This is a genomic window from Bacteroides sp. GM023, from assembly GCF_014750685.1.
Lineage (GTDB): Bacteria > Bacteroidota > Bacteroidia > Bacteroidales > Bacteroidaceae > Bacteroides.
The window spans coordinates 702,353-724,882 of sequence record NZ_JAAXGE010000003.1; the positions used below are offsets into that span (position 1 = coordinate 702,353).

Sequence of the window (22,530 nt, forward strand, 5' to 3'; positions counted from 1 at the left end):
GAGGTAAAATCGCTGGTTTGAGCAAATTCCTGTATCTTTGCACCCGGAATACGAATTTATACTTTTTATATCCATACATGAAGAAATTTATTTTAGATCTGACGGTTACGGAGAATATCAAACTGCATGCTAATTATGTATTGCTAAAACTGACTTCTTCGTCGTTACTGCCCGAAATGTTGCCTGGGCAGTTTGCCGAACTCCGGGTGGACGGTTCGCTTACTACATTCCTGCGTCGCCCTATTTCCATTAATTTTGTAGATAAACAACGAAATGAAGTATGGTTTCTGATCCAAATGGTTGGAGACGGAACAAAGCGCCTGGCAGAGATAAATCAGGGAGATGTAATCAACACGATACTTCCGTTGGGAAATGGCTACACAATGCCGCAAACGCCTTCAGATAAGCTTCTGTTAGTTGGTGGTGGTGTCGGAACAGCTCCTATGTTGTATTTGGGTGAACAATTGGCTAAAAACGGGCATAAACCTACCTTCCTTTTAGGTGCCCGTAGCGATAAAGACTTGCTTCAACTGGAGGAATTTGCTAAATACGGTGAAGTATATACTACTACGGAAGATGGCAGCCATGGAGAAAAGGGATATGTCACCCAGCATTCTATATTAAATAAGGTACGGTTTGAACAGATTTACACTTGTGGCCCTAAACCTATGATGGTGGCTGTGGCAAAATATGCCAAAAGTAATCAGATAGAATGCGAAGTATCTTTGGAAAATACAATGGCTTGTGGTATCGGAGCATGCTTATGCTGTGTGGAAAATACGACAGAAGGTCACTTGTGTGTATGTAAAGAAGGTCCTGTTTTTAATATAAATAAACTACTATGGCAGATTTGAGTGTAAACATTGGTGAATTACAAATGAAGAACCCGGTGATGACAGCATCCGGTACATTTGGATATGGTGAAGAGTTCTCAGATTTCATTGATATAGCGCGAATAGGCGGTATTATTGTAAAAGGCACTACTCTTCACAAACGTGAAGGAAATCCTTATCCGCGTATGGCCGAAACTCCTTCGGGCATGTTAAACGCTGTAGGACTGCAAAATAAGGGTGTTGACTACTTCGTAGAACATATATATCCCCGTATAAAGGACATCCAAACGAATATGATTGTAAACGTTTCGGGTTCTGCTATCGAAGATTATGTGAAAACAGCCGAAATCATTAATGAACTTGACAAGATTCCTGCCATAGAATTAAACATCTCTTGCCCTAATGTGAAGCAAGGTGGCATGGCTTTTGGTGTGTCAGCAAAAGGTGCGTCAGAAGTAGTGAAAGCTGTGCGTTCTGCTTACAAAAAGACACTTATCGTAAAACTCTCTCCAAACGTCACTGACATCACCGAAATAGCTCGCGCAGCAGAAGAAAGTGGTGCAGATAGTGTGTCATTAATCAATACATTACTGGGAATGGCGATTGATGCGGAGCGTAAACGACCTATTTTATCAACTGTAACAGGCGGAATGTCCGGTGCTGCCGTAAAACCTATTGCATTGCGTATGGTATGGCAGGTTGCTAAAGCGGTAAATATTCCTGTCATTGGTTTGGGTGGTATTATGGACTGGAAAGATGCGGTTGAGTTTATGCTTGCAGGTGCATCTGCCATCCAAATTGGTACAGCAAATTTCATAGATCCGGCTGTTACTATCAAAGTAGAAGATGGTATAAATAATTACTTGGAAAGACACGGATGTAAGTCTGTAAAGGAAATTATTGGTGCGCTTGAGGTATAACTACAAATATACAATAACCATTCGCACCAAGTATACAAGAAAAATGCTATTTTCCTTCCAGGTTTTGGAGTGTAGAACTGAACGTGAAATGAGGAACGAACAAGATGTTTGCGTTTAGAGGAAAAGGTAACCGGTAAAACCTTCGGGCGGTGGATATAATAAAAACGACGGTGAGAATTTGTTTGATTCTCACCGTCGTTTTTATTTACATTGTACTTTTAGTCTTCCAATAAGTCGGGACGAAGCTTTTTGGTGCGTTCCAGAGATTGCTGCAACTCCCATTCTTTAATCTTCGCTTCATGGCCTGATAATAGAATATCGGGAACTTTCCAACCTTTATAATCAGCAGGACGAGTATATACAGGAGCTGCCAATAAATTGTCCTGAAAGGAATCGGAAAGCGCGGATTGTTCATCGGAGATAACTCCGGGAATAATACGTACGATAGCATCGGCCATAACTGCTGCGGCCAGCTCGCCGCCTGTCAGGACATAATCTCCGATACTGATTTCTTTAGTAATCAGATGCTCGCGAATACGATAATCAATGCCTTTGAAGTGGCCGCAAAGAATGATTAGATTCCGCGCTAAAGAAAGGCTATTGGCCATCGGTTGGTTGAATTGCTCTCCGTCAGGGGTTGTGAAGATCACCTCGTCGTACTCCCGTTCCGCTTTAAGAGCATTGATGCAACGTTCGATTGGCTCTATTTTCATGACCATTCCGGCGAAACCACCAAAAGGGTAATCATCGACACGACGATATTTGTCTTCGGTATAGTCACGCAGATTGTGGATATGTATTTCTGCAAGTCCCTTGTTTTGAGCCCGTTTCATAATAGAACAATTGAAGAAGCCTTCAATCATTTCGGGTAAAACTGTTATAATATCAATACGCATAATCTTTAATTTTTCGCAAAAGTACAAATATTCAAAGATAAACCTGTATTTTTGCCTTAAACAATCGAAGAAATATGGATATAAAGGAAAAAATAGAGGAATTGCGTGCCGAACTTCATCGGCATAATTATAATTATTACGTGTTGAACGCTCCCGAAATTTCGGATAAGGAGTTTGATGACAAGATGCGTGAGCTCCAGGATTTGGAACAGGCGCATCCGGAGTATAAAGACGAAAACTCGCCTACTATGCGTGTAGGTAGCGATCTGAACAAGAACTTCACGCAGGTGGCACACAAATATCCTATGTTGTCATTGGCAAATACGTATTCGGAAGCCGAGGTGACAGATTTTTATGAACGTGTTCGCAAGGCGCTCAATGAGGACTTTGAGATCTGTTGCGAAATGAAATATGATGGTACATCAATCTCATTGACTTACGAAAATGGGAAATTGATTCGTGCCGTTACTCGTGGTGATGGTGAAAAAGGAGATGATGTGACGGATAATGTGAAGACGATCCGTTCCATTCCACTTGTGCTTCATGGTGATAATTATCCTGCCACTTTTGAGATTCGTGGGGAGATTCTGATGCCGTGGGAAGTATTTGAGGAATTGAACCGTGAGAAGGAAGCACGTGAAGAGCCGCTTTTCGCTAATCCGAGAAACGCGGCTTCCGGTACATTGAAGTTGCAGAATTCTTCTATTGTTGCTTCTCGCAAGCTGGACGCGTATTTATATTATCTGCTGGGAGATAATCTTCCTTGTGACGGACATTATGAAAATCTTCAGGAAGCTGCAAAATGGGGCTTTAAAATATCTGATTTGACACGTAAATGCCAGACATTGGACGAAGTTTTTGAATTTATCAACTATTGGGATGTCGAACGTAAGAATCTGCCGGTTGCTACAGATGGAATTGTTTTGAAAGTAAATAGCTTGCGGCAACAGAAGAATTTGGGCTTTACGGCTAAATCTCCGCGTTGGGCTATTGCTTATAAGTTTCAGGCTGAACGTGCTTTGACACGCTTGAATAAAGTGACTTACCAAGTAGGCAGAACAGGTGCTGTTACTCCAGTGGCGAACTTAGATCCTGTACAGCTTTCGGGAACAGTTGTGAAACGTGCGTCTTTGCATAATGCGGATATTATTGAAGGACTCGATTTGCATATTGGAGATATGGTTTATGTCGAAAAAGGTGGTGAAATCATTCCTAAAATCACGGGTGTTGACAAGGATGCGCGTAGTTTTATGCTTGGTGAGAAGGTCAGGTTCATCACTACTTGCCCCGAATGTGGTAGCAAATTAGTCAGATATGAAGGAGAAGCTGCGCACTATTGCCCTAATGAAACAGCTTGTCCCCCGCAAATCAAAGGTAAAATAGAGCATTTCATTAGTCGGAAAGCTATGAATATAGATGGATTAGGCCCGGAAACGGTAGATATGTTCTACCGGTTAGGGTTAATTGGAAATACGGCCGATTTGTATAAGCTTACAACTGATGATATCAAGGGATTGGAGCGCATGGGCGAGAAATCAGCGGAGAATATTATAACAGGAATTGCGCAAAGTAAAACGGTTCCCTTTGAACGGGTAATCTTTGCTTTAGGAATACGCTTTGTCGGTGAAACTGTGGCAAAGAAGATAGCGAAGTCGTTTGAAAATATAGATGAACTGCAGCAGGCAGACCTTGAAAAGTTGGTTAGTATCGATGAAATCGGAGAAAAAATAGCTCAAAGTATCTTGCTGTATTTTGCGAATGAGTCTAATCGTGAGTTGGTTAGCCGCTTGAAAGATGCCGGATTACAGCTTTATCGCACCGAAGAAGATTTAAGTGGGTATACGGATAAGTTGGCAGGACAGTCTATCGTTATCAGTGGTGTATTTACTCATCATTCACGTGATGAATATAAAGAACTTATCGAGAAAAACGGTGGCAAAAATGTAGGAAGTATTTCTGCGAAAACAAGTTTCATCCTTGCCGGAGACAATATGGGGCCTGCGAAACTGGAAAAAGCGGAAAAACTTGGAATAACCATACTTAGCGAAGACGAATTTCTGAAACTTATATCGTAAGATAAGAAAAATATTCGTACTTTTGCGGCTAAATAAATTAGAGATTATAATAAAAACTCATGATACAGACTAAATTGAAAGGAATGGGGGTAGCACTGATTACTCCTTTCAAAGAGGATGAGAGCGTTGACTATGACGCATTAATGCGCATGGTGGACTATCTATTACAGAATAATGCGGATTTTTTGTGTGTGCTGGGAACTACAGCCGAAACCCCGACTCTTACAGAGGAAGAAAAGAAAACCATAAAAAAAATGGTGATTGACCGCGTTAATGGAAGGATTCCTATTCTGTTGGGTGTAGGTGGTAATAATACTCGTGCTATTGTCGAGACATTAAAAAATGATGATTTCACGGGAGTCGACGCTATATTGTCTGTCGTGCCATATTATAATAAACCTTCGCAAGAGGGCATTTACCAGCATTATAAGGCAATCGCCGAAGCTACAGAGCTTCCTATTGTGTTATATAATGTTCCGGGTCGTACGGGCGTAAATATGACTGCTGAAACGACTTTGCGTATTGCACGTAACTTCAGCAATGTGGTCGCCATAAAAGAAGCATCCGGCAATATCACGCAAATGGATGATATTATTAAGAATAAGCCTGAAAACTTCAATGTAATCTCCGGTGATGACGGTATTACTTTCCCTCTCATCACTTTAGGGGCTGTCGGCGTTATTTCGGTTATCGGTAATGCTTTTCCTCGCGAATTTAGCCGTATGACACGCCTGGCGCTTCAGGGAGACTTTGCCAATGCACTGACTATCCATCACAGATTTACAGAATTATTTGATCTGCTATTTGTAGATGGAAATCCTGCTGGCGTGAAATCAATGCTAAATGCTATGGGAATGATTGAAAATAAACTTCGATTACCGCTGGTTCCTACCCGTATTACTACGTTTGAGGCGATACGTAAGGTCTTGAACGAATTGAATATTAAATGCTAATACAGGAAAACTATAAATTCCTGATATATTTATAAAATAAGAATTCACCCTTCACCTCTTGGCTCTGTTCCTTATCAATAGGCAGATACAAGGTGAAGGGTGACTTTTTTTTGCCCTTGCCCACAATTATTTAGGCAATGTTATAGGATTAACACTAGTCCGGTCAACTAAAATCAGGACGCTACACAATCAAGATATGAAAATCGGATGAATAGATTGCCCTTCACCTTGCATCTACCTGTTTATTTGGCTGAAAAGTGAAGGTGAAACTAAAAAAACATTGAAGTGTTTGAAATAAACTTCTCAATGATTGAATTCAAACATACGGTTGATTGAGAACAAACGACCGTATGTTTTCATCAAAAGGAGCGGTTGCTTATGTCAGAATGACTGCATCTTTTTAGCGAAAGGAACGGTCGTTTATATTAAAATGACCATATGTTTTCAGTGAAAAGACCGGTTGAATAAATTCGTTCGATTATTCGTTTCTCAAAGCCAATTTCTTCGATGAAATGGGGTGAAAAAAGAAATCCTCTACATGAAAATGCAGAGGATTTTGTGATCGCGACAGGATTCAAACCTGTAACCGGCTGATCCGTAGTCAGCTACTCTATTCAGTTGAGCTACGCGACCCAATATGTGATTTCTTTTTCAGTGACCGCGACAGGATTCAAACCTGTAACCGGCTGATCCGTAGTCAGCTACTCTATTCAGTTGAGCTACGCGGCCAATCTGTTAATTCAAATAAGTGATCGCGACAGGATTCAAACCTGTAACCGGCTGATCCGTAGTCAGCTACTCTATTCAGTTGAGCTACGCGACCGTTATTTTGTTTTAACGGGTGCAAAGATACGGACTTTTCCCGAACTAGCAAGCATTTCAACATTTTTTTTGTAGAAAAATTATTCTATGAACCGATAATTGAATAGTTGCCAACCTATGCTCAATCCGACATTCCACTCCCTTTTCGGTGAGCTATAATGATTTACATATGCGGAGATGTCTCCGAACGGTAATTGGCATACAACAGAAATTTCTCCCAAATATTCGAATTTCGAGAAAGCTTTTCCGTAATATGCTTTATTCAGCGAGTTTCTTTCGATCGGATAAATGGGCATAAAACCGTAAAATTCTCCTCGCAGGTGGAACATTTGGTTCAAACGATAAACGGGTCTGATCCCGGCACCTACGAATTGATTGGCACGGAAAGCTTCGTTATAGGTCATTTTGCTGTGCAGTGTGGGAGAAAACTCTCCGGCTTGCATCATTGTTGCTGTATAGTTCTCCGAGAAGTTCTTAGAGGCGTATAATGCTTTCAAATACCATCCCAAAACCCAATGCTCACTCATATTATGATATTTTTCTTTCATATAGGATAATTGCAACCAGGAATGGTGGTCTTTATTGTTACTTCCTGTTGTGGTAGTTACTTCTCCTGGATAGAATCTCTCCCTACCAACGAAAATCTGCGCTATAAGAGCTTCTCTGTATCCACGTGTCGGATACTGCCGGGAGTTAAGTGTACTTCCGTTAAAACTAATCGAACCGCCAAATAAGCCATAGCGGCTTTTATCAAATTTATCATTTCCAAAGTCAATGACGCTTTTTTGAAAATATTTATCCTCTATTTTGGCAATTCCTACTCCGAATTCGGCACGTTTGCTCGAAAGGAAAGGCAAACCGACCTGTAATTTCAGGAATCGTTCGTCTTTTTGGTTAAAGGCAGGCTTGTCATTTCTCGAAAAGAGCTTGTCTTTCTTAAAATAATCGAAAGTACTGATTGAACCTATAAGACGGTATGAGGTAGGAATGGCTGTGGCAAAGTCTATCTTGGCCATAAATTGGACGTTATTATATACTTTTCCAAGTTGCCCGTCGAGAATAAATTCCTTGGCATAGTAATTTAAATCCTGATAACTCAATCCCAGGTATATTTGATTGGAATTGGAAGTAGATATATTACCACCCAATCTGACAGCGAAATTATTCTCTAATTTGACTTTCAGGTGTAGATCATAAGTATCGTCTTCCGGGTTATAAATCGCATGAGGGATGATTTCAGAAATCATTTTATCTGAAAGCAACCGGAAATAGCCCTGTTTTAAATCCTCATAGGTGAATTCCTTATTGTCTGATTTATGAAATTCTTTTTTAATATAAACCTGTTGCTGGGGATTGGCTCCGTCGATAATGATGTTTTTGAAGCGTAGCTCCGGGAGATTACTCCGGTATACCATTCTTCGCAAACGTATATTGTCATAGTTGACACGCCGATGAATACGGCTTTTAATGGAATCCATCATGCTGATGGTCCGATTATACCCGATGTCATGTAGTTCATCAATACGTTGAAAATCCATAAGATTGACATTATCATATTTGAAGGTCATTGAAATTCCCACTGAATCAGGAATAGAATAATCGGTTTTTTGCATCACCATATTTTCTATTTGACTCATAAGGTCGTCTTCCTTGGGCTTGGTGGGATTGGTTGACACTACACTTCCTATGATAATATCCGGATGAAAATCATCCCGCATGACATCTGTGGGGAAATTATTATAAATTCCACCGTCATAGGCTAATACGTTGTCAATTTCAATAGGTTTGAACATGAATGGGAAACTCATTGAAGCTCTGACAGCATCTCCCAAGTCTCCGTTTTGCATTACTAACTGCTTCTTGTTGTATACATCGGATGCAATACAACGGAAAGGGACGAAAAGTTTATCAAAATCCCCTTTACAAGCGGCTGTAGCACGTGCATACAAATCTACAAAAACGAGATTCATCTGAATCGGGTTCACCACACTGGTAGGCAGAAACTGAGGTTTCAGGCTTTTTAGTGAATCTTTGAATGAGAAGCGTATATTGAAAAATTCAGGAGTAGGAAGATTCTTCTTGAAGTGATATACGTATTTTTCTTCCACTTCTCCGGAATACCATCGTTTGAAATCTTCGGATTTCAGCAGTTCTACCATGTCGTCAGGAGAGTATCCCATGGCGTACAAAGAGCCGACGATAGCCCCCATAGAGGTGCCTGCAATATAATCAATGGGAATGTTGTTTTCTTCCAAAGCGCGAATAATACCGATGTGTGTTAATCCTTTCGCGCCACCGCCACTTAGTACAAGTCCTACCTTTTGGGCGTGGATAGCCGGAATAGTCAGCCACAAAGTAATTAACACTAAAAGAATTTTTCTCATAACCCGAATCAAGCAATTGGTATTTCTGTCTATTAAGTGTTCAAATATATGCAATACTTTTCAATTTATCGATATTTTTCCGGTCGTTTTAGAATGAAAAAGAGCATTGCAACGTGTATTTTAACGTTGAATGCTCTTTTTGTAGTTATATTATGTTATAAAGGGGCGATATTTAAATCAGCTCGATGCTACGTTTTACGAAGTTATTCAATGCTTCACCTCTCAACATATTATTTTGCAATAAAGCTAAGTCAATAAGCTGACGGATTACTTTGTTATTGCTGGCGTAACCAATGAAGATAGCTTCTTTCTTGCTCTTCAGGTCATCCCATTTCTTATCCAAATCATTCAGTTCGTCCTTTTCTGCTGTTGGGATATCTTCATCTTTTTTATCCTTCTGCTTGTCTTTCAATTCATTACGCAGTTTGTTGACGTTATCCATTTCAGACTGTATCGGAGCGACTTCAGCATGACAAGCACCTTCTTCTTCGCTTAATACCTGCTTGATCAGCTTGTGGTCAGAATTCAAAATTAAGTTGAACATATCAGGCATTTCACCATAGAAACTCATTCCGGCCTGAATATTTGCCATTTCTTTCATACGGCGCATATATTCGCTTTGGGTTATCATCACTGGAGCGGAGTTTTCTCCTAATGCCTGTGCCATTACATTGAATTCAACTTTATCCATTTTGGGTAGTTGGCTCTTGAAGGCTGTTGTGATAGCATCTTGCTTATCGGCTTCCAATACTTCACTTTTCTTGTCTTCTTTAACGATAAGGTTGTCTACCACATCACTATCGACACGGGTAAAGCGGGATTTTTCCAATTTTTGTTCCAGCATGCTTACCATCGCTACATCCAGTTGACCGTCCATGAGCAACACATTGTATCCTTTGTTGGTAGCAGCTTCAATGTAACTATATTGTTCATCCTTATTATTGGCATACAGATAGATTAGATTTCCATCTTTGTCTGTCTGATTATCTTTAATAAGAGTCTGATACTCTTCGAATGTGTAATGTTTGTCATTTGTATCGGTGAAAAGGGCGAATTTTTGCGCTTTATCATAGAAATCCTCCTGTGTGAGCATTCCGTAATTGATAAATATTTTTAAATCATTCCACTTCTCTTCAAATTGCTTACGGTCATTCTTGAAGATAGATTGCAGACGATCGGAAACCTTCTTGGTGATGTATGTTGAAATCTTCTTCACGTTCGAATCACTTTGCAAGTATGAACGGGAAACGTTCAATGGGATATCCGGTGAGTCTATTACTCCATGTAACAAAGTAAGGAAGTCCGGCACTATGCCTTCAACTGAATCTGTAACATATACCTGATTGCAATATAGCTGAATCTTATTTTTATTTAGTTCGATGTTGCTCTTTACTTTCGGGAAGTAGAGGATACCAGTCAGATGGAATGGGTAATCCACATTCAGATGAATCCAGAAGAGTGGTTCGTCAGACATCGGATACAACTTGCTATAGAATGATTTATAATCCTCATCCGATAGTTCACTAGGTTTACGAGTCCAAAGAGGAGTAGTATCATTAATGATGTTATCTTCAGTCGTTTCTACTTGTTTACCATCTTTCCATTCTTTCTTTTTTCCAAATGCAATAGGAACAGGAAGGAAGCTGCAATATTTCTTCAGAAGTTCAGAGATACGTGCTTCTTCCAAGAATTCTTTGCAATCATCGTCAATGTATAAAATGATATCTGAACCGCGATCTGCTTTTTCTACGTTTTCGATAGTGAATTCAGGGCTACCGTCGCAAGTCCATTTTACAGCTTGTGCGCCGTCTCTATATGATTTAGTGATTATTTCTACTTTCTTCGCAACCATAAAGGCGGAATAGAAACCGAGTCCGAAATGACCGATAATGGCATTTGCGTCATTTTTGTATTTCTCGAGGAAATCGTTAGCTCCTGAGAACGCAATCTGATTGATATACTTTTCAATTTCTTCTGCTGTCAGACCGATACCACGATCAGAGATGGTAATGGTATCTTTACCTAATTCGACATGAACGGTCAGTTCGCCCAGTTCGCCTTTGAACTCGCCAATAGAAGCCAATGTATTCAGCTTCTGGGTAGCGTCTACCGCATTGGATACTAACTCACGAAGAAAAATTTCATGGTCACTGTACAAAAACTTCTTGATGATAGGGAAAATGTTTTCTGTTGTAACCCCAATATTACCTTTTTGCATAATACGTATATTTTTTAGTTTATCTATTGATTAATTTTAATTGATATTTGCTCAGATAGAGACAAAAAAAATGCCAGACCCGAAGGTCTGACATTATGGCATATTTAAGATTTTCTTATTCTGAAAATAATTCTACTCCGCAGCGATAACTTTCATTTCAAGTTCACCTTTTTCTTCATTGAGAGAGACTTGAATATTATCTCCTTCTTTCAAAGATGAAGAAATGATAAGCTCGGACAGGCCATCTTCCAAATAAGTCTGAATTGCTCGTTTCAAAGGACGGGCGCCATATTGTACATCATATCCTTTACTTGCGATGAATTCTTTTGCTTTATCTTCAATAACAAGCTTATATCCAATGGACTCAATCCTGTTATATAGCCCTTTCAACTCTATGTCTATAATCTTTGTTATAGCCTCCAGAGAGAGTTGGTCGAATGTGATGATTTCATCCACACGATTAATGAATTCGGGTGCGAACGATTTATTTAAAGCCTTTTGTATTACACTTCGCGAGAATTCTTTATCGTCCAGGCGGCTTTGTGTCGCAAATCCGACACCTCGTCCGAAATCTTTCAATTGGCGGGTTCCGATATTGGAAGTCATGATAATAACGGTATTTTTGAAGTCTACCATTCTGCCATAACTGTCAGTCAAACGACCTTCGTCCATCACCTGAAGCAGGATATTGAATACATCAGGATGTGCTTTTTCTATCTCATCAAGCAATACGATAGAGTATGGTTTACGACGTACTTTCTCCGTCAACTGGCCACCTTCTTCATATCCTACGTATCCCGGAGGCGCTCCGACCAATCGTGAAACTGTGAATTTCTCCATATATTCACTCATGTCTATACGAATCAACGCATCGGCAGACCCAAACATATATTTAGCCAACTCTTTTGCTAAATGGGTTTTACCAACTCCTGTCGGGCCTAAGAACATAAATGTGCCAATCGGCTTATTAGGATCTTTCAGTCCTACACGGCTTCGCAAAATCGCTTTCACCAACTTCTCTATGGCTGTATCTTGCGCTATGACTTTAGACTGCAAGTCTTCTTTCATACCTGCCAGTTTAATGCCTTCAGCTTGAGCCATACGCTGCACGGGAATACCTGACATCATTGAGATGACATTAGCTATTTCTTCCGCATCCACAGTTTGTCTGTTCTCCTTGAGATTAGCTTCCCATTCTTTCTTCATCTCATCCAATTGGAGAGAGAGTTCTTTTTCCTTATCCCGGAAGCTGGCTGCAAGTTCGAAATTCTGCGATTTTACAGCTTCATTTTTCTTGTTTTTAGCTTCTTCGATCAGTTTTTCCTGTTCTTCTATCTCTTTAGGGACATTGACATTGGTTAGATGTACCCGTGAACCGGCTTCGTCCAAAGCATCAATGGCCTTATCAGGGAAATTACGATCTGTGATATAGCGGTCTGTCAGCTTGACACATGCTTCCAGGGCTTCATCTGTATAATATACATTGTGATGATCTTCGTACTTATCCTTGATATTACGCAGAATCTGAAGAGTTTCTTCAGCAGTAGTAGGTTCTACTATTACTTTTTGGAAACGACGTTCCAAAGCGCCATCCTTTTCGATGTTCTTACGATATTCATCTAGTGTGGTGGCACCAATACACTGTATTTCTCCTCTTGCTAATGCCGGTTTCAGCATATTTGCGGCATCCATAGAGCCTGCTGCCGAACCTGCACCTACAATCGTGTGAATTTCGTCAATAAACAAAATCACATTCGGATTCTTCTGCAACTCATTGAGAATGGAACGAATACGTTCTTCAAACTGTCCACGGTATTTGGTTCCTGCCACGACAGCTGTCATATCAAGAGCTACCACTCGTTTGTCAAACAGAATTCGTGAAACCTTTTTCTGAATGATTCGCAAGGCAAGTCCTTCAACGATAGCTGATTTTCCGACACCCGGTTCGCCGATCAGAATCGGATTATTCTTTTTACGACGACTCAAAATTTGAGCCAGGCGTTCGATTTCTCTTTCTCTGCCGACTACAGGGTCCAATCTTCCTTCTTCTGCCGCTTTTGTCATATCCGTACCGAAATTATCGAGTACCGGTGTGTCATTGGACGGCTTTTTTGAAGCAGTTTGTGCCTGCTGACGTTCTTCAGAACCGCCTCTGCCACCTGAACGGGGAGAGGACATTTCTTCGTCATCATCATCGTCTTCCGTAAAGCCCATACCTGAGTTGATATCAGGTTGTAACGTAGCTTGCTCCAATACTTTTGCGTAATTTATATCATTTGCTTCAAGTACGGAAGCTGCCATATTATTTTTCTCTCTTAAAATAGCTAACAGAACATGTTCTGTATCAGCGATGTTACTTTTCATTCCACGTGCTTCTAAAATACACATTTTTAATATCTTTGCCGCATCATTGGACAACGGCACCTCTGCATCAGGCAGTAACATATCATCAGCTTCTGCCTTCAATTGAGCTTCAATCTGCTGTTTGATTATAGCCAGATTGGTGTTGAGTTTAGACAATATCTCGATAGCTTTTCCTTCACCGTCACGGAGCATTCCCAGAAGCAGGTGTTCAGGGCCTATGTACCTACTTCTCAACCGATTCGCTTCTTCCTTACTATAGACGATAATGTCGGAAACTCTTTGTGAGAATTGATTATTCATACTTTTTCCTTTTCTTCTAAGGGTTATTCACTGGCAAATATACGCATTAAATCAGGTTTGTATTGCAATATTTGCTTTATTTCTTATATCTACAAATGGCGTGCCATAAAAACGGTGTATTTGCATTATATATATAAGGTATAACAAATATCAAGGCATTTTTTACTGATGTTATACTAGCTTTATACCTTATATTTATTGTTTTTCTCTTTTTGTTTTCGTATTTTAAAGCTTGCCCGGATGTCCTTCCGGTCATAATAAAAGTTTCTTCTCAAAAACTTTCGTATATCCGGGAAAAGTAGTACTTTAGCGTGGTTTTTCACAAACCGTAGAATGTATAATTAATAATCATTTTAAATGCTTGAACAAGACAGAATTATAAAGATTAACATCGAGGAGGAAATGAAGTCATCGTACATTGACTACTCCATGTCGGTCATAGTTTCACGTGCCCTTCCGGATGTTAGAGATGGATTTAAGCCCGTTCACCGTAGAATTTTATACGGAATGATGGAATTGGGTAATACTTCAGACAAACCTTATAAGAAATCTGCGAGAATCGTTGGTGAAGTACTTGGTAAGTATCACCCTCACGGAGATTCTTCTGTTTATCTTGCAATGGTACGTATGGCACAGGAATGGGCAATGCGTTATCCATTGGTAGACGGACAGGGTAACTTTGGTTCAGTAGACGGTGATAGCCCTGCGGCTATGCGTTACACCGAGGCTCGTCTTAATAAGTTGGGTGAAGCAATGATGGATGACCTGTATAAGGAAACTGTCGATTTCGAACCTAACTTTGACAATACGTTGGTTGAGCCGAAAGTAATGCCGACCCGTATTCCTAACCTTTTAGTAAATGGTGCATCCGGTATTGCCGTAGGTATGGCTACCAATATGCCACCTCATAATCTTTCGGAAGTAATCGATGCTTGTGATGCATATATCGATAATCCGGAGATTACGGTGGAAGAGTTGATGAACTTTGTTAAAGCTCCGGATTTTCCTACAGGTGGATATATATATGGTGTAACTGGTGTTCGTGAAGCATATCTGACAGGTCGTGGACGTGTAGTTATGCGTGCAAAAGCTGAAATTGAAACCGGACAGACGCATGACAAGATCGTAGTAACCGAGATACCGTATAATGTGAACAAGGCAGAATTGATTAAATACATCGCTGACCTTGTGAACGATAAGAAAATAGAGGGTATCTCGAATGCAAATGATGAGTCAGACCGTGACGGTATGCGTATTGTTATTGACGTGAAACGTGATGCAAATGCAAGTGTAGTGCTGAATAAGCTCTATAAGATGACAGCTTTGCAGACATCTTTCGGTGTGAATAACGTTGCTTTGATCCACGGACGTCCGAAGACTCTGAATCTGAGAGATTTAATTAAATACTTCATCGAACATAGACACGAGGTTGTTATCCGTCGTACACAGTTTGAACTCCGCAAGGCAAAAGAACGTGCACATATTCTCGAAGGTTTAATCATTGCCTCGGATAATATTGATGAAGTAATCCGTATTATTCGTGCTGCCAAAACGCCCAATGATGCTATTGCAGGCTTGATAGAGCGTTTCAACCTGACAGAAATTCAGTCTCGCGCCATTGTAGAAATGCGTTTGCGTCAGTTGACTGGTCTGATGCAGGATCAGCTTCATGCAGAATACGAAGAAATAATGAAGCAAATTGCTTATTTGGAAAGTATCCTGGCTGATGATGAAGTGTGCCGCAAGGTGATGAAAGAGGAATTATTAGAAGTAAGAGCAAAATATGGCGATGAACGTCGTTCAGAAATTGTTTATTCTTCAGAAGAGTTCAATCCGGAAGACTTCTATGCGGATGATCAGATGATTATCACAATCTCTCATATGGGATATCTCAAACGTACACCGTTGACTGAATTCCGCGCGCAGAATCGTGGTGGAGTAGGTTCCAAGGGTACAGAAACTCGTGACGAAGACTTTGTTGAGCATATTTATCCGGCTACCATGCACAATACTATGATGTTCTTTACACAGAAAGGTAAGTGCTATTGGTTGAAGGTATATGAAATACCTGAAGGAACGAAGAATTCTAAGGGACGTGCTATCCAAAACTTGCTGAATATTGATTCTGATGATAATGTAACAGCATACTTGCGTGTCAAGAGCCTGGAAGATTCTGAATTTATTAATAGCCATTATGTATTGTTCTGTACTAAGAAAGGTGTGATAAAGAAAACACTGCTTGAACAATACTCTCGTCCTCGTCAGAACGGTGTAAATGCGATTACTATTCGTGAAGATGACAGTGTTATTGAAGTTCGTATGACGAATGGAAACAACGAGATTATTATTGCTAATCGCAATGGACGTGCAATTCGTTTCCATGAAGCAGCAGTCCGCGTAATGGGACGTACTGCAACGGGTGTACGTGGTATTACATTGGATAACGATGGTCAAGATGAAGTTGTTGGAATGATTTGTATCAAGGATTTGGAAACAGAATCGGTAATGGTTGTTTCTGAACAGGGATATGGAAAACGTTCTGAAATCGAAGATTACCGTAAGACTAACCGTGGTGGTAAGGGTGTCAAGACCATGAACATTACGGAGAAAACAGGTAAATTGGTAACAATCAAGTCTGTAACAGATGAAAATGACTTGATGATTATCAATAAGTCTGGTATCACTATCCGTTTGAAAGTGGAAGATGTTCGCATCATGGGACGTGCTACGCAAGGCGTCCGTCTGATTAATCTTGAAAAACGTAACGATCAGATTGGTTCGGTATGTAAGGTTATGACTGAAAGTCTTGAAGATGAAATACCGGCAGAAGAAACAGAGGGAACTATTGTGAGTGATCCAAATGCAGATTCTCCCGATGTTGAAGATGTAGCTGACGTTAATGAAAACGAAAGCAACAATGAAATTGAGGAATAGACATAATATTAATAATTAATCAAACAACAATCATGAAAAGAGTATTATTTTCGATGGTTTTATTGATGGCTGTTAGCTTCTCATTCGCTCAGGTGAAGAATGTGAAAGAAGCAAAGAGTATTGCCAATGACGTAAAACCTAATTTTAAGCAGGCTGAACAGCTCATTAAGGAAGCTATGAAGAATCCTGAAACAAAGGATCTTGCTGACACATGGGACGTTGCTGGATTTATTCAGAAGCGTATCAACGAAGAGCAGATGAAAAATGCTTTTTTGAGAAAACCGTATGATACATTGAAAGTGTATAATAGTATTTTGAAAATGTATGAGTACTATACAAAATGTGATGCTTTGGCAGAAGTTCCCAATGAGAAGGGTAAAATTAAAAACAAATATCGTAAGACAAATGCTTCCAGCATGTTGGCTGAACGTCCGAACTTGATTAATGGTGGTATCCAGTATTTCAATTTGGATAAGAATAAAGAAGCTCTGAAATTCTTCGCAACATACGTAGAATCAGCTTCTTATCCGATGCTGGCTGACAAAGAAATAGCTAAGACTGATACTTTGCTTCCGCAAATTGCTTATTATGCAACATTGGCTGCCGATAGAGTAGGTGATAAAGACGCAATCATCAAATATGCTCCTTCGGCTTTGGCTGATAAAGACGGTGGTAAATTTGCAATGCAGTTGATGGCTGATGCTTATAAAGCTAAAGGTGATACTGCTGCATGGATCAAGGCTTTGGAAGAAGGTATCCTAAAATTCCCAGGAAATGACTATTTCTTTGCAAACTTAGTTGATTATTATAATAGTTCTAATCAAGCTTCTAAAGCAATGGAGTTTGCTGATAGAATGTTGTCTAATGATCCTAATAACAAACTGTATTTGTATGTAAAAGCATATCTTTATCATAACATGAAAGAGTATGATAATGCAATCGAATACTATAAGAAAGCCATTGCTGCTGATCCGGAATATGCAGAAGCATACTCTAACGTTGGTTTGGTATATTTGATGAAGGCACAGGATTATGCTGACAAAGCTACAACAGATATCAATGATCCTAAGTATGCTGAAGCACAGGCTATAGTGAAGAAATTCTATGAAGAAGCTAAACCCTTCTATGAAAAAGCCAGAGTTTTGAAACCTGATCAACAAGATTTGTGGCTACAAGGTCTTTACCGAGTTTACTATAACTTGAATATGGGTCCTGAATTTGAAGAAATTGATAAGTTGATGAAATAATCAATCTTTTTGAATAAAAAAGATAAAGAAGGTTACTTGTAAAATAGTAACCTTCTTTTTTTATTTCATTTTTTAAGAGGGCGTTTGGAGTTCCGACTTTCCCGATAATTTAAGAATCTTGCTACTTGGAGGATATAGGATGAAATATTTTTTAAATGACACAAAAAACAAAAAAGGAGCAAAGTCTGAATTTACTCCTTTTTTATATTAAACATAATAAGTATTATTCCCTAATCGTGAGTCGCTTTTTATATCCGTTTTGATCATCCATTAATAACAAGTAATGGCGTATCAGAGTGAAATATCATCTTTCGGGCAATACTTGGATTAAATAAGCGAGCGAATATGTTTCTTTTATATGAAGTCAGTGTGATTATATCTATTTGATTCTCTTTGATATAGTGATCAAGTCCTTTTAATAAATTGTCACTCATTACAACATCATAATGAATTTCAAGTCCTGGATATTGCTTATGGAAATATTCTTTTATTCCTGCAAGTTTTATTTCATTCCAGGTATCTTTGGATTCAGTAAGATGTATCAAAGATACTGAAAAATGAAATGATTTCCAAGTATTGAAGAATGCTTCAAATGCAATTAAATCTCTCTGGTCGAAATTAGTTATGAAAGCAATATGTTTGACTTCACTGAATTGTTTGAATGGTGTATTTTCAGGAATGGCTAACACTGCAGTGCGACTTCTTTCAATAACTTCAGCGGTTACACTGCCAATCAAATCAATATCCTTTTGATTCTTGCCTCGAGTTCCCATAATAATCACAATGGGACGTTGCTCTTTAGCATATCTAAGTATTTCTTCTTCAGGAATACCTTCCCGAAGAATACAACTATATTTGATATCCGGAAATTCTCCTGAGGCAATTTTTTCTTTTATTTTTGTTGATAAAGCATTGAGATCAGAATGTACCTTGTGAATAATAGTTTTCACAGTTTCTTCATCTCCAACCTGATAATTGAAAACATCCCCATATGGCAATGATGACGCATATATAGGCGTAAAATAAACATGCAATAAGATGACTTCTGCATTTTCTGTTTTCGCCAAATTAAAAGCAAATTCACACGCTTTCATCGAATAATTAGAGAAGTCAACAGGGATTAAAATCTTATTTGATTTGTTTTCAACCTTAGGCTCCTTCTCTCCCACTATACTTTCAGATAGCCAAGTCGAACTTTCTGTTATTTTTAGTGCACGTGGTAAATCACTTTCCTTAATTCGTAATCGAACACCCGAAGAAACGACCGGCTGTATTTGGTTTACGTTATGAATGTATGTCTCAATACCTTCATTTTCAAGGACATTCTTTAATATCTGAGCTTTGGTATATGTCAGAATGGCTAGGGTTACTAATTTGTCTTCCATAAATGTACATTTTGAAGGGTGAACAAATAAGAAATCCCAATTGTTTACTCAATTGGGATTCAGTTTGTTATATTTTAAACTTGCACAGATTCGGTAGCCTGTTCTTTTTGCATTCTCATATTCAATTCATCCAATATCCTTAAAGCCCGATCAAGAACTGTCGTATCATCCAGCATTACAAGCCCACCATCCGGACCGGGCTCAAGATGTATTCCGACACTTTTTCCTTCCTTGAAATTGTGGCCGCCGAAGAAGTTTCGCACAGTATCTACGTGCAAACCAAGTTCGTCTGCTATTCTATGCATGCTACCGCTAGGCAATGAATCTTTAATCTTACGAAGTTCATTAAATGTTATTGTTCTCATGTCTCGTAAATTTAATGGTTAATACTATGTGATTTTTTTATCACGCTATAAACTTAAGCAAAAAAAAAGATAAAACAAATTATTTGCTTATCTTTTTTCTGAATTTATAAAATCTTTTATTTGGCTCTATATCACCTCAATAGCGGAAGTCGGCACCCAGCCTACTTTTCCGTCTTCCAAGCGGATTTCTTTCCATTCTTTCATCGAATTGTCCTTGATGCTTACCTTTCTTCCTTCATGGAGAATAAATAAGCTAGTACCACTTTCACTAGGCGTACTTCGAACTGTGACACTTGGATTCATAACAATCGCTTCATTCCGGTTTACTAAATGTTCTTTTTGCTCTGAAGCAAAGAGATTGGTACATATAGTAATAATCAAAAAGATGACTCCTGATATGAAACCGGCTTTCTTCCACATAATTTGTTTAGAGAATATGAAAAAGTAGAGTGCAACAATAAATAAAATAAAAGAGATGATTCCCCATGTTGCCCATGCATCTACACTCATACTGTTTATCAAAGACTTAGTCCATGAAACAAAGAATACTTCGGGAACTGGTTCTACTTTATCTATTGTTTTCGCACGTGCTACTTCAAGATTAGCACGGATATCATTATTACCAGGTTGTAATAGTAAGGCACGTTCATAGTTGAGGACTGCTTTCGCTATTTCCCCTATTTTATAATAACTATTTCCTAGGTTATAATAAACGTCAGCAGCTTCTCCATTCTTCAACAGCGTTTCGTATACTTGAATAGCTGTGGCATAATCTTCCTTTATGTATGCGGAGTCCCCTTCAGCTTTTGCAATATCTCCGGATGTATCATTAGAGAATATAGTAGAACCTGCATGGATAGAATCGTTAACTTGTATAGAATCAATATTTTGCGAATCCTGTCCAAAACAAGTCACCGACATTAATATTAATATAAAAAATAATATTTTTTTCATAACACAATCTCTTATGGGTTAATGTTTTATTGAATTCTCCATTTTGCTTATTACTTCTATAGAAGATGAATAAACTTTATCCATAGCCTGATTTTCATCTCCTGGAGCGAAACGGGCAAATTCACAGTCATTCAGTGCATTCAGGAATCCTTTAATTAGTTCCTCATTCACTCCATGATTTCTCAGTTTTTCTTCAATATTATCTTTGGATAAACGGGATACCGGAATATTTAACTTATCACTAATATATCCCCATAATGCTTTCAGAACCTCATCATAAAAAGCATCCTTTTTGTTTTCAGAAAGTAGCTTACCTGCTAATTTCATACGTTTTGTAGCGACTTTATTAGCTTTCTTTGTCCGCACCTTAGCAACATTGGCATTCTCTGCTGCTTGTTTGCGATAAATAATAAAGAAGATAATAAAGGCAAGAGCCGGAATAATATAGAATAACCAATAGGTCATTGAGCCGTAGAAGAAACTACCTTTAGGTTGAAGAGTTACCTCGTTTTGCTTGATATAACGTATATCTTCTCCTAATACTTTCAAGTCCTCTTTATTAGTAAAGTTTGCAATCACTTGATCTGCATTTCCTGCACCTTTTTCAATATTCACTACATACTCTTCCGTTTTCAAAGTTTTGTATGATTTAGAACGAATATCGAAGTAACTGAAAGATACTCCCGGAATCTTATATGTTCCGGCATGTCTGGGAATTGCCAGATATTCAATTACTTTATTACCAGTAAGTCCTTCACGAGTCAATCTAACCTGATTATCTACTTTGGGATCATATACCTCAAAGTCATCTGGGAATTTTATTTCCGGATTAGAAATCAACTTCAAGTTTCCTGTGCCGGAAATAACCAGTTTGATAGTAATAGCATCATTAGTTTTCAACTCTTTACTATTAATAGATGAAGAAATAGTAAACTCTCCTACTCCACCAGAGAAGTCTGAAGGCTTACCGACTGGAAGTGGATTGACATTTATTGCTATTTTAGGAGTAGCGATATTTTTTTTAATCTCCATCACACTACTTCCGCCATTAAAAAATGCATCGAAAGGATCAGCTGATTGTACAGGTTTTCCTACTGTCATCTGAAATTGAGCCGGATCTATATATAATTTACCTGATTGCTGTGGAAAAAGTACAAACTGACGATAAACTGTTGTATAGTAATTACGTCCCTGATAATGTTCAGGAGTCCACTTTGCATTTGTTGTCATTTCGATTTCCTGTGAATGGAAACCTTTAAAATCAGGGAGTTTGGCATTATTTAGCTGCAAATTCGACTCTCTGGTATAGATTTTATATGTAAGAACAAATGCTTCCTGTTCGAATACATTAGTTTTGCTGGCAGATGCAGTGATAAACAAGTCCTGATTAGATACAGTCGTACCGGACGAAGAATGTATGGAAGAGTTGTTATTACTACTACTGTTTTGACCTCCATTATTGCTTTGATCCTGTGGTAGTACTTTAATTTTTACCGAGTTCGATACCATTTGATTACCATCGGCTACAATCGAAGCACCACTAATAGTGTATTCACCGGCAGTATTAGCCATTAATATATATGTAAATGTAATACTACTGGTAGATGTAACATTGCCATTTACAATTTGGGTATTACTTTGCTGTGAACGGCTTGGCCCCATCAGTACATCGAATCCTTTAATTGAGGGAGCCTGAAAATCTTTAATTTTCTGTGTAGTTACAGTGTAAGATAGCCTGAATTGATCGCCTACCACCACTGCGTCAGGAGCAGAAGCAGTAAAAGACACTTTATCAGCTAATGCCTGAGTGCTATATGCTATCAATGCCATCAATATAATAATCAGTTTTTTCATTGCTTATGAAGTTTATATCGTCAACT

Annotated in this window: 14 protein-coding genes and 3 tRNA genes; 6 read left to right on the forward strand and 11 right to left on the reverse strand. The window is 38.8% G+C overall.

Going from position 1 to position 22,530, the window contains the following annotated elements:
- Nucleotides 1-77 precede the first annotated feature (77 nt).
- Together HC965_RS09625 and HC965_RS09630 are read left to right on the forward strand one after the other, a co-directional pair.
- Nucleotides 78-854: a dihydroorotate dehydrogenase electron transfer subunit gene (locus HC965_RS09625; RefSeq protein WP_191031281.1), complete on the forward strand. Its 777-nt coding sequence runs from the start codon at nt 78-80 to the stop codon at nt 852-854.
- Nucleotides 842-1,753 carry a dihydroorotate dehydrogenase gene (locus HC965_RS09630; protein ID WP_022137460.1) on the forward strand — a complete coding sequence of 304 codons (912 nt, stop codon included), beginning with the start codon at nt 842-844 and terminating at the stop codon, nt 1,751-1,753. The genes HC965_RS09625 and HC965_RS09630 overlap by 13 nt, the downstream gene beginning before the upstream one ends.
- Nucleotides 1,754-1,971: 218 nt before the next feature.
- Here the strand turns inward: HC965_RS09630 and trmD are convergent, their stop codons facing one another.
- Nucleotides 1,972-2,649, reverse strand: a complete 678-nt coding sequence (trmD, locus tag HC965_RS09635) for a tRNA (guanosine(37)-N1)-methyltransferase TrmD (RefSeq protein WP_191031282.1) — start codon at nt 2,647-2,649, stop codon at nt 1,972-1,974.
- 74 nt (nt 2,650-2,723) lie between these two features.
- Between trmD and ligA the strand changes: the two genes are divergently transcribed.
- On the forward strand, nt 2,724-4,724 hold the full coding sequence (gene ligA / locus HC965_RS09640; protein WP_191031283.1) for an NAD-dependent DNA ligase LigA: 2,001 nt from the start codon (nt 2,724-2,726) through the stop codon (nt 4,722-4,724).
- Between the two features lie 59 nt (nt 4,725-4,783).
- Nucleotides 4,784-5,677 (forward strand): 4-hydroxy-tetrahydrodipicolinate synthase, encoded by an 894-nt coding sequence (gene dapA / locus HC965_RS09645; protein WP_073345374.1) that lies wholly within the window; start codon nt 4,784-4,786, stop codon nt 5,675-5,677.
- Between the two features lie 559 nt (nt 5,678-6,236).
- On the opposite strand, the gene HC965_RS09650 is transcribed toward dapA, so the two are convergent.
- From HC965_RS09650 to HC965_RS09675, 6 genes are all read right to left on the reverse strand, one after another.
- Nucleotides 6,237-6,310, reverse strand: a tRNA-Arg gene (locus HC965_RS09650).
- Between the two features lie 22 nt (nt 6,311-6,332).
- Nucleotides 6,333-6,406, reverse strand: a tRNA-Arg gene (locus HC965_RS09655).
- Between the two features lie 20 nt (nt 6,407-6,426).
- A tRNA-Arg gene (locus HC965_RS09660) sits at nt 6,427-6,500 on the reverse strand.
- A gap of 79 nt (nt 6,501-6,579) precedes the next feature.
- A complete protein-coding gene (locus HC965_RS09665) occupies nt 6,580-8,883 on the reverse strand; it encodes a patatin-like phospholipase family protein (RefSeq protein WP_191031284.1) in 2,304 nt (767 codons plus the stop codon).
- Between the two features lie 172 nt (nt 8,884-9,055).
- Nucleotides 9,056-11,101, reverse strand: coding sequence for a molecular chaperone HtpG (gene htpG, locus HC965_RS09670; protein ID WP_191031285.1), 2,046 nt, complete (start codon nt 11,099-11,101; stop codon nt 9,056-9,058).
- Nucleotides 11,102-11,233: 132 nt separating this feature from the next.
- Nucleotides 11,234-13,765: an ATP-dependent Clp protease ATP-binding subunit gene (locus HC965_RS09675; protein ID WP_191031286.1), complete on the reverse strand. Its 2,532-nt coding sequence runs from the start codon at nt 13,763-13,765 to the stop codon at nt 11,234-11,236.
- Between the two features lie 357 nt (nt 13,766-14,122).
- Here HC965_RS09675 and gyrA point away from each other — a divergent pair, with 357 nt between their 5' ends.
- Together gyrA and HC965_RS09685 are read left to right on the forward strand one after the other, a co-directional pair.
- Nucleotides 14,123-16,699 carry a DNA gyrase subunit A gene (gyrA, locus tag HC965_RS09680; RefSeq protein WP_191031287.1) on the forward strand — a complete coding sequence of 859 codons (2,577 nt, stop codon included), beginning with the start codon at nt 14,123-14,125 and terminating at the stop codon, nt 16,697-16,699.
- A gap of 32 nt (nt 16,700-16,731) precedes the next feature.
- Nucleotides 16,732-17,946, forward strand: coding sequence for a lipopolysaccharide assembly protein LapB (locus HC965_RS09685; protein ID WP_191031288.1), 1,215 nt, complete (start codon nt 16,732-16,734; stop codon nt 17,944-17,946).
- Between the two features lie 263 nt (nt 17,947-18,209).
- Here the strand turns inward: HC965_RS09685 and HC965_RS09690 are convergent, their stop codons facing one another.
- The 4 genes from HC965_RS09690 to HC965_RS09705 all read right to left on the reverse strand — a co-directional run bounded on the left by HC965_RS09690 (nt 18,210) and on the right by HC965_RS09705 (nt 22,504).
- Nucleotides 18,210-19,331, reverse strand: coding sequence for a universal stress protein (locus tag HC965_RS09690; protein WP_191031289.1), 1,122 nt, complete (start codon nt 19,329-19,331; stop codon nt 18,210-18,212).
- Nucleotides 19,332-19,405: 74 nt separating this feature from the next.
- Entirely contained in the window at nt 19,406-19,696 is a 291-nt protein-coding gene (locus HC965_RS09695; protein ID WP_191031290.1) for a DNA-binding protein, read from the reverse strand.
- A gap of 126 nt (nt 19,697-19,822) precedes the next feature.
- Nucleotides 19,823-20,650 carry a tetratricopeptide repeat protein gene (locus HC965_RS09700; RefSeq protein ID WP_191031291.1) on the reverse strand — a complete coding sequence of 276 codons (828 nt, stop codon included), beginning with the start codon at nt 20,648-20,650 and terminating at the stop codon, nt 19,823-19,825.
- Nucleotides 20,651-20,668: 18 nt separating this feature from the next.
- On the reverse strand, nt 20,669-22,504 hold the full coding sequence (locus HC965_RS09705; RefSeq protein WP_191031292.1) for a BatD family protein: 1,836 nt from the start codon (nt 22,502-22,504) through the stop codon (nt 20,669-20,671).
- Nucleotides 22,505-22,530 lie beyond the last annotated feature (26 nt).